The organism is Micromonospora sp. DH14 (assembly GCF_029809455.1).
Classification (GTDB): Bacteria; Actinomycetota; Actinomycetes; order Mycobacteriales; family Micromonosporaceae; genus Micromonospora; species Micromonospora parva.
In genome coordinates, this window is sequence record NZ_JARVKT010000029.1 from 74,158 (window position 1) to 82,416 (window position 8,259).

Annotated in this window: 8 protein-coding genes; 2 read left to right on the forward strand and 6 right to left on the reverse strand. The window is 72.0% G+C overall.

Going from position 1 to position 8,259, the window contains the following annotated elements; all coding sequences use genetic code 11:
* Positions 1–90: 90 nt before the first annotated feature.
* From QCZ28_RS27600 to QCZ28_RS27610, 3 genes are all read right to left on the reverse strand, one after another.
* On the reverse strand, positions 91–1,479 hold the full coding sequence (locus QCZ28_RS27600) for an MFS transporter (RefSeq protein ID WP_279519375.1): 1,389 nt from the start codon (positions 1,477–1,479) through the stop codon (positions 91–93).
* A 232-nt stretch (positions 1,480–1,711) separates the two neighbouring features.
* Positions 1,712–2,722 carry a mechanosensitive ion channel family protein gene (locus QCZ28_RS27605; RefSeq protein WP_279519376.1) on the reverse strand — a complete coding sequence of 337 codons (1,011 nt, stop codon included), beginning with the start codon at positions 2,720–2,722 and terminating at the stop codon, positions 1,712–1,714.
* A gap of 118 nt (positions 2,723–2,840) precedes the next feature.
* The gene (locus tag QCZ28_RS27610) at positions 2,841–3,563 is read right to left on the reverse strand and encodes a hypothetical protein (protein ID WP_279519367.1); all 723 of its coding nucleotides are present in this window, start codon (positions 3,561–3,563) and stop codon (positions 2,841–2,843) included.
* Positions 3,564–3,846: 283 nt separating this feature from the next.
* On the opposite strand from QCZ28_RS27610, the gene QCZ28_RS27615 reads away from it, so the two are divergent.
* Positions 3,847–4,383, forward strand: coding sequence for an HNH endonuclease (locus QCZ28_RS27615; protein ID WP_030333470.1), 537 nt, complete (start codon positions 3,847–3,849; stop codon positions 4,381–4,383).
* Between the two features lie 15 nt (positions 4,384–4,398).
* Here QCZ28_RS27615 and QCZ28_RS27620 read toward each other — a convergent pair whose 3' ends face one another.
* Positions 4,399–5,994 carry a DUF6194 family protein gene (locus QCZ28_RS27620; RefSeq protein WP_279519368.1) on the reverse strand — a complete coding sequence of 532 codons (1,596 nt, stop codon included), beginning with the start codon at positions 5,992–5,994 and terminating at the stop codon, positions 4,399–4,401.
* A 96-nt stretch (positions 5,995–6,090) separates the two neighbouring features.
* Between QCZ28_RS27620 and QCZ28_RS27625 the strand changes: the two genes are divergently transcribed.
* Positions 6,091–6,822 (forward strand): TioE family transcriptional regulator, encoded by a 732-nt coding sequence (locus QCZ28_RS27625; protein WP_279519369.1) that lies wholly within the window; start codon positions 6,091–6,093, stop codon positions 6,820–6,822.
* On the opposite strand, the gene QCZ28_RS27630 is transcribed toward QCZ28_RS27625, so the two are convergent.
* Together QCZ28_RS27630 and QCZ28_RS27635 are read right to left on the reverse strand one after the other, a co-directional pair.
* The gene (locus QCZ28_RS27630; RefSeq protein WP_279519377.1) at positions 6,765–7,541 is read right to left on the reverse strand and encodes a class F sortase; all 777 of its coding nucleotides are present in this window, start codon (positions 7,539–7,541) and stop codon (positions 6,765–6,767) included. The two genes, QCZ28_RS27625 and QCZ28_RS27630, sit on opposite strands and share 58 nt — an antisense overlap.
* 75 nt (positions 7,542–7,616) lie before the next feature.
* Complete coding sequence (locus QCZ28_RS27635) at positions 7,617–8,141, reverse strand: hypothetical protein (RefSeq protein ID WP_279519370.1); 525 nt, start codon at positions 8,139–8,141, stop codon at positions 7,617–7,619.
* Positions 8,142–8,259 lie beyond the last annotated feature (118 nt).

The following is an 8,259-nucleotide window of genomic DNA, read 5'->3' on the forward strand; positions in this document are numbered from 1 at the left end:
CGACCCGCACGGCGTGCGTCGGATCACGCCGGGTCGACGCCTCCCGATGCCGGGCGTCCGACCCGCTCGTGTCGACCTCGGCCCGACGGGTCAGGTGACGGCGTGCCGGCGGTGGCCGTCACCGGCGTGCGGGTCGGCGGTGGCGCCTTCCGGCAGGCGGTCACCGGGAGGGCCGTCGGGCCCGACGGCCGGCGGCTCGACGTTGGCCTTCGCGGCGGCGGTGATCGCGTCGTCCACCGTCTGCCGGTCCGGCCAGCGCAGCGTGGCCACCGCCATGAGCACCACCCCGGCCGCGCTCCACACCCCGACCACGATCGGGATCGGGAACCGGTCGGCGAGCACCCCGGTGACCAGCACCGCGAAACCCTGGATGACCTGCACACCGGTGGCCATCACGCCGAAGGCGCGGGCCCGGAACCCGTCCGGCAGCGCCTGGACGAACAACCCGTTGGCCATCGGCATCATGCCGGCGACCGCGAACCCGCAGAGCGCGGCGAGCAGCGCGACCATCAACGGCGGGGGATCGAGGAGGGCCGGCACGAGCATCAGGGGGGCGAGCACCGCGAGCGGCCGCATCAGCTTCAGCCGGCGGGCCGGCCCGAACAGGCGACTCACCAGCAACCCGCCGAGGATGAAGCCGATCGGGTTCGCCATCATGATCGCTGCCTGGGCGGTGCCCGCACTGACGGCGCCGCGACCCTCGTCGTTGGCCCAGGCCGCGGCGAGCCCTTCGGGCACGATCGAGAAGAGCATCGCGCTGAACACCAGCACCGCGATGGCCCGCAGCACCGGTGTGCCGAACACGATGCCGAACCCCTGGCGGGTCTCGCGCAGCAGGTGACTGCGATGCGCCGGGTTCATCACCGCCGGGCGGTCGCGCACGCCCAGGCGCACCAGCAGCGCCGAGAGACCGAAGGTGGCCGCGTTGAACAGCAGCGCCACCTCCGGGGTGATCGCGGCGAGAGCGGCGCCGAAGGCGTACCCCACCACCTGGGCGGCCTGCCCGACGCTGCTGTTCAGCGACAGCCCCAGCACCAGCCGGTCCCCGGTGAGCAACTGCGGGATCAGCGCGGACTTCGCCGCCTGGCTCGGGGGGTTGGCCAACGTGGCGGCGAAGATGAGCACCAGCACCGCCTGGTACGGCAGGCTGGGAATGGCGATGAGCAGCATCAGCGCCATCCGGATGAGGTCGCACGCCACCATCACCCGCCGGTACGGGTACCGCTCCGCGAGTGCGGCCAGCACCGGACCGCCGAGCAGCCAGGGCAGGAAGCTGACGGCGAAGGCGGCCGCGGAGAGCGCGACGGACCGGGTCTGCTGGAAGACGAGCAGGGTGACTGCGGCCTTCGCTACATAGTCGCCGACCCAGGAGAGCGCGCTCGCCACGAACACAGCCCGGAACTCACGCTGGGAGAACACTTCGCGAAATGTGGCCGGGCCTTCCGCGGAAGGTCGCTCGTTAGGCACCGTCGCCTCCATCGGCCCCGGCTTGGCCGCTCGTGGCAGCACGGCCGGAAGCTCTCGTCAGATCTACGGATCAGCGAGGATGTGATCACGCTTTGGTGGGAACGCGTGTTCCGGATTCTGCCCGATCGTCTGACAACTAGCTAGGTCGAACGGGTCGTTCGTCGCCTCCCCGACTGAACGAACGGACGATACCCGAGGGGCCGGCCGGCTCGCGACCCCTGAATCGCAGGACGATGTCGCCGGGTCAGGTGGCGCCGCCCTGACCAGTCTCACCGTCGGACAGCGGCCGGGTCGAGAGACCGGGATAGATGCGGGCCGCCGCGATCTGCGCGGTGATCCCCGAATTCTCCAGCGCCTCCGCGAGCCGCCGACGCAGTTCCCGACCCACAGCGAACTGCCCGTCCGCGGTCGTCTTCACCACTGTGCGGATCACCGCGCCGTCCACCGTCACCTGCTCGACCCCCAGCACCTCGGGTGCCTCCACGATCTCCGGCGACAGCTCCGGGTCCATCGCGACCGAGGCGGCGGCCGTCCGCAGCACCGCGGTGGCCTCCTCGGTGCTGTTGAAGCCGATCGGCAGGTCCACCACCACGAGGGCCCAGCCCTGGCTCTTGTTGCCCACCCGGATGATCTCGCCGTTGCGGATGTACCAGAGCACGCCCCGGCCGTCGCGCACCGTGGTGACCCGCAGGCCGACCGACTCGACCACACCCATCGCCTCGCCCAGGTCGACGTTGTCGCCCACGCCGTACTGGTCCTCGATCAGCATGAAGAGGCCGGCTATCAGGTCCTTCACCAGGCTCTGCGCACCGAAGCCCAGCGCGACGCCAGCAATCCCCGCGCTGGCCAGCAGCGGAGCCAGGTCGAAGCTGAACTCGCGCAGGATCATCAGCAGCGCGATGCCGAAGACGAACGCGGTGGTCAGGCTGCGCAGCACCGACCCGATCGCCTCGGCCCGCTGCCGTCGTCGCTCGGGGACGAACTCGGCCGGATCGACGGCGGCGGTGGGCACCCGCTCGCGCAGCGGCCGCAGCATCGTCGGCACCGCGCCGTCGGTGGTGGTCCGCACCAACCGGTTGATCGTCCGGTGCAGCGCCCACCGGGCCACCATCGCCAGCGCCAGGATCAGCAGCACCCGAAGCGGTTTGAGCAGGACCCAGTAGCTGCCCTCGGCGAACCAGCCGGACCCGGTGATCCGGTAGATCAACTCGCAGGAGGTGCTGCCCTGGCAGTTCACCGAGACGGCGTCGGACAGGGCTAGCGGCGTCACGCTGGCGGCACTCACCCTGTCTTCGTACCGTAAGGAGCCCGAGCGCCCGCCGCCGACCCACCGGCCGGTGACCCCACCGGCCGGCCGGCCTGCCGGTCGTTGCTCACCCTCTCGCGGGCAACTCGGCGCTCAGCCGTTCGTACTCGGCGTGACTGCCGATCGCCGCCCGGTGTTCGGGGTGCGCGACGTAGTGCCCGATGGCCGCGGCGAGGAATCCCGGATCGACGACGTCCGTCCGCAACGCCCGCCGGCTGCGCGGGATGCCGCGCCCCCGAACCAGTTCAGGTTCCGTGATCCGCATCGGGAGCCACGGACGACGGTCGGCCGCCGGAGGAACCTGCGGCGCCAGCATCGCCTCCCACGGCACGGTGAGCGAGCCCAGCGGCCAGGTCTGCCGTACCCCGGACGGATGCAGTCGTACCCCGTGACCCCGCCACGCCCACGTCACCATCAGCGCGGCCAGCAGCACCCAGAGAACACCGAGAACCACGTCGAACGTCGACAGGGTGCCCTGTCTGCTCGCGCGCAGCAGTGCGCCGATGTGGGCGGACGCGGGCCCGAGGTAGCCCAGGGCGAAGAACACCGTCCAGGCGGGCCCGGGTGTGGCGAACGCCGGAATCTGCGGCTGCACCACGAAGGAGGCCGGACGCACCCCCATGACGACGGCCGCCAGAACCAGGGCGGTCAGGGAGAGGAGGAACAGCAGGCGCTGCCCGACGGCGGACGCGGACTCCGGGGCTGCGGCGTTCACGCCGACCAGGAGAAGCCCAAGGGTCAGCACAACGTGCCGGTGGCGCACGGTGGCGGCGGACAGCTTCTCGATCATGCCGGTGACGATAGAAGGCGATGGCTACTGGACCCGTTGGCCGATCGGTCGAGGCTGAGTACCGAAGCGTTCGAAACCGAGGTGTCCGGTGAGCAGCTACCCGACCCGGCGCGGGTGATCCGCTTACCAGAAGAGAGATTAGTACGTGCAATCCGGGGTCCGATCAGGGACTATTGGCGCAACGGACGTCGGTGATCGGCCCGGCGTCGACCGTGTGGGCCGTTGTGCCCGGCCCCGGTCGACGGCGGTCCCCAGCAGCCGCTGAACCGGGAGGGTGAGCGCGATGCCTGACATACGACCCACGGTGGGCTCCGGCGCGTTGGTCCTCAACGCCACCTACGAGCCGCTGTGTGTCGTGTCGGTGCGTCGCGCCGCGATCCTCGTCCTCTCCGCCAAGGCGGTCTGCGTCGCCGATGGCGACGGCATCCTGCACAGCGCCCGGGACGCGCTCCCGGTGCCGTCGGTGGTCCGGCTGACGCGTTTCGTCCGGGTGCCGTACCGAACGCATGTCGGGTTGTCCCGGCGGGCGATCTTCGCCCGGGACGGGTGGCGGTGCGCCTACTGCCGGGGCCCGGCCGAGACCATCGACCACGTCTTCCCCCGCAGCCGGGGCGGTCGGCACGCCTGGGAGAACGTGGTCGCCGCGTGCGCCAGGTGCAACCACACCAAGGGCGACAAGACCCCGGCCGAGATGGGGTGGCGGTTACACGCGTTGCCGGCCGCCCCGAAGGGCACCGCCTGGCGGGTCCTCGGGCACCGCGCCCCCGACCCCCGCTGGGCCGACTGGCTGGACCTGCGGGAGCCCGAGGCCGCCGCCTGACGTCGAGGGGCGTGGTCAGGCTCCGGACTGCGGGTGAGGTGCCCGGCGGGTCGCGCGTTCGTGGCGGTCGACAGCGCGGCGGTGCGCGACCGCGAGCAGCCGGTCGATCTCGGGCAGCAGGTGCGGGCCGGGCATGACGACGCTGGCGAACCCGTACAGCGCGTAGCCCGGGTGCGGCGCGAGGGTGTCCAGCCGGGCGAAGTCGAACTCGTGCCGGTGCTCCTCGAACTCCTTGGGCGGGAAGCCGAACAGCCGCTCGAACTCGGCTCGGCCGAGGTCCAGGTTGAGGCGGAAGACGCCGGGGCGGTCGAGCTGTGCGGCCTCATCGAAGCCGGGCACGTCGTGCTCGACGATGGTGGCGAACGGCTGGCGGCGGTCCGGGCCCACGTGGAAGAACCGGTCGCCCCACGCCGCCTCGGGTGATCCGTTCTCCTCGCTCGCCACGACCTGCTCGACGTCGGGCAGCGCGAGGATCCGATCGGCGAGCACTGCCGCGTCGACACCGGTCGGGATGTGCAGGACCACGTCGGCGTGGTCGATCGTGGCCTGATCCAGCGGGAAGTAGCGGTAGTCGTGCGTCCGCCGCTCGGCCGGCGCGACGTCGGCCGCCGGCAGGTACCGGGGCAGGCTGGTCCGCTGCTGGAGTCTGCCCTCGTAGGTCGGGGCGGCGGGCGCACCGATGCCGAGCGCCGGGCTCGCGCCGAGGCTGCCGGCGATCACCGCGTACCGGTCACCCAGCAGCGCCGCGACGATCGCGCCGGCGCCGGCCCAGGTCAGCTGCCTGTCGGCGAGCATCATCGTGCTCTGGTGGCGTTGCAGGTGCGCGTTGTGCGCGAAGACCACTGTGGGTCCGCGATGGGCCTCGACGGCCCGGATCGCGAGCAGGTTCTCGGCCATCAGCGCGTCCCGGACCGCGGCCAGGCGGTTGAAACGTTCCTCCTGCGCCACCGGGGTGGCGGCCGCGGCGTGGTAGCGCAGCAACCCCACTGCGGCCGTGGCGTGCACGAACGCTGCCGGCCAGCCCTCGGACCTGCCCGGTGCCCGCAGGTACAGCTCGGTCAGCAGGTCGTCGGCGAGCACCCGCAGCCGCTGCGCGTCGACCGAGCGGCCGACCGAACGGCCCGGTTCCCAGATCGCGGCCGGGTCACTCCACCGCGCCTCGTCCCCGATCAGGTCGTCGATCTCGGCGGACCGGTCCACGCCGAGGAAGTGGCAGACCTGGTGAAGGTGGTGGCGTGGGCTCGGCGCGCTGTCCAGCTCGACCGGGGCGTCGAAGCCGTGGAACGTCAGGCGCTCGGCGTCCGGCCGTCCGGCGTTCCACTCCCGCATCCGCAGCAGCAGGTCGCGGTTGGCCGGGTACGCGCCGAACCCGTGGCTGAACCCTTCGGCGAGCGCACGGTCGAGCGTCACGTCGGCGACGCCCCGCACGAACTCGTCGGCGATCAGCCCGGCCGCCCGGTCGCTCTCCAGGGCGATCGAGCGGTAGCCGTGCTCCGCCAGCGACAGGAAGGCCTCGTTACGCAGCTGTAGGAAGGCGGATTCACCGTGCGTCGGTTCACCGAGCGCGAGCAGGTCCGGGGATGCCGCCAGCAGGTCGAGAAAAGATGCCATTCCATGAACCGTATCGTTGAACCAGCGGTTGAGACCTACCAGCGGCGGAGCGCGGTGACAGCCACAAAACCTTCAAACCCGGTGGTACGCCGACCGGTGGATCTCGCGCGGGCGCACGGCCTCTCGGCGCAGGCCGTGCGCAACTACGAACGCGACGGCGTCCTGCCGCCGGCCCAGCGCACCCCGAACGGCTACCGTCGCTTCACCGAGCTGCACGCCAAGGCCCTGAGCGCCTACCTCGCGTTGATCGTGGGCCACGGCTATCCGGCCAGCGGCGAGATCATGCGGGCCGTCAACGGGGGTGAGATCGACACGGCGTTGCGCGTCGTCGACCAGGGTCATGCCCTGCTCCAGCGCGATCGGGAGACCCTGGACGCGGTCGAGGCGGCGGTGGCGACGCTCACCGGGGCGCCGCCGCAGCCGCAGAGCCGCAGAGCCGTGCCGATCAGCGTGCTGGCCCACCGGCTCGGTGTACGACCGGCCACGCTACGCAAATGGGAGCGGGCCGGGATTCTGCGGCCGGTGCGTGACGCGGCGACCGGCTACCGCGTCTACTCGGCTGACGACGTCCGCGACGCCGAACTGGCCCACCTGCTGCGCCGGGGCGGATACCGGCTCGACCACATCGCCGACGTGCTGCGCCGGGTGCGCGACGCGGGCGGCGCGGAACCGCTCGCCGCGTCGCTGGGCCAGTGGCGGCAGCGGCTCACCGAGCGGGGCCGGGCCATGCTCACCGCTGCCGCCCGGCTGGCCGACTACCTCGACGCTGCTCAGCCGCCGGAACGCGCCTTGACCAGCGAGGCGAAGACCACCACGTTGTCCGCGTAGCCGGTCTCGCCGCCGACCCACTGCCCGCCACAGGTGATCAGTCGCAGGCTCGGGCGGCTGAAGTCCCCGTACACCTCGTCCACCGGCAGCCGGCCCTTGTCGAACTTCTCCACCGAGTTCACCTCGAAGACCGCCACCCGCTGATCGGTGCGGGTGACCTCGATCTCGTCACCGGAACGCAGCTCGCGGAGTTTGTGGAAGACGGCCGGGCCGCTGGTGGTGTCGACGTGCCCGACGATCACGGCGGGACCGTACTGGCCCGGGGTGGGCCCCTGGTCGTACCACCCGGCCTCCTGGGCGCGGCCCGCGTCCGGCACGGCGATCGTGCCGTCCGGGGCGATGCCCACGGCGTGCACCGGCGCCCGCACGCCGATCTCCTCGATGGCGAGGCTGGTCGGCTGGCTGGCCGGCAGCACCGGGAACTTCTTCGGCGGTGGTCGCAGGCCGGCGCTGAGCCGGTCCGGCAGCAGGCTCATCCCGGTCACCTGCTCGACGCCGAGCATCGCCACGATCAGCACCATCAGCGCGCCGATGGCCAGCACCGGCAACCCGGGGCTCGTAGCGAATCGGTGTCGGGCCGACGGCGGCCCGGCCGGACGCCGTGGCGGCAGCGGGCGGGCGGCCGGATCGGTGGTGGTGACACTTGCCGACACGGCCTGCCCGGCGACCCGGCGCAGCCGCCCGGAGACGCGTGCCACCAGCCGGCCGGACGCGCGCAGCGCCGGCCCGGCCCGGAGGCGGGCGCGGCGGTCCGGCCGCGCACGCGCGGATCTGCGGGTCATTGGTGATCCGGCTCAGGAGCCGGCTCCCGATCGACGTCGGCCGCCGGCCATCCCGAGCCCGATCGCGGTGGCCACCAACGCGACGCCACCGAGCACCAGCAACGAGCCGGTGCCGCGACCGCCGGCCATTCCGCCGCCACCGGTCGCCGGCCCCTTGCTGGGTGAGGCCATGTTCAGCACTGTCAGCGTGGTCGACGAGGTCTGGCCGTTCTCGCAGCGCAGGTCGACCGGGTAGTCACCGGCCGGCTTGTCACGCGGAATGGTCGCCTGTCCGGTCAGGAAACCCCTGTCCGGTTTGAGCGTCACGTTCCCGAACGCGTCGGAGTGCACATTGGACTGGCGGTTGTTGTTGTCGTTGTCGCAGCTTGCCTTGATGCTGACCCGGCTACCGGCCTGGGCGCTGTTCGGTGTCACCTCGACGAAGACGTTCTCGCCGGCCCGAGCCGGTGCGACCGACAACAGGACGAACGCCCCGACCAGCCCCACCAGTGTCAGTACCGACGAGAGCGCGCGGTTGATCGTGCGGATTTCCTGCATGATTTCCCCCCAACCGGCGACGACCGCCGGAACCCTCCCCTGGGCACGCGCGCTGCTTTCCCGTTGGCGCGGGCGCAAACCCGCAGGCGGGCGGGGTGCGGGGGGTCAGCGGGGGCGG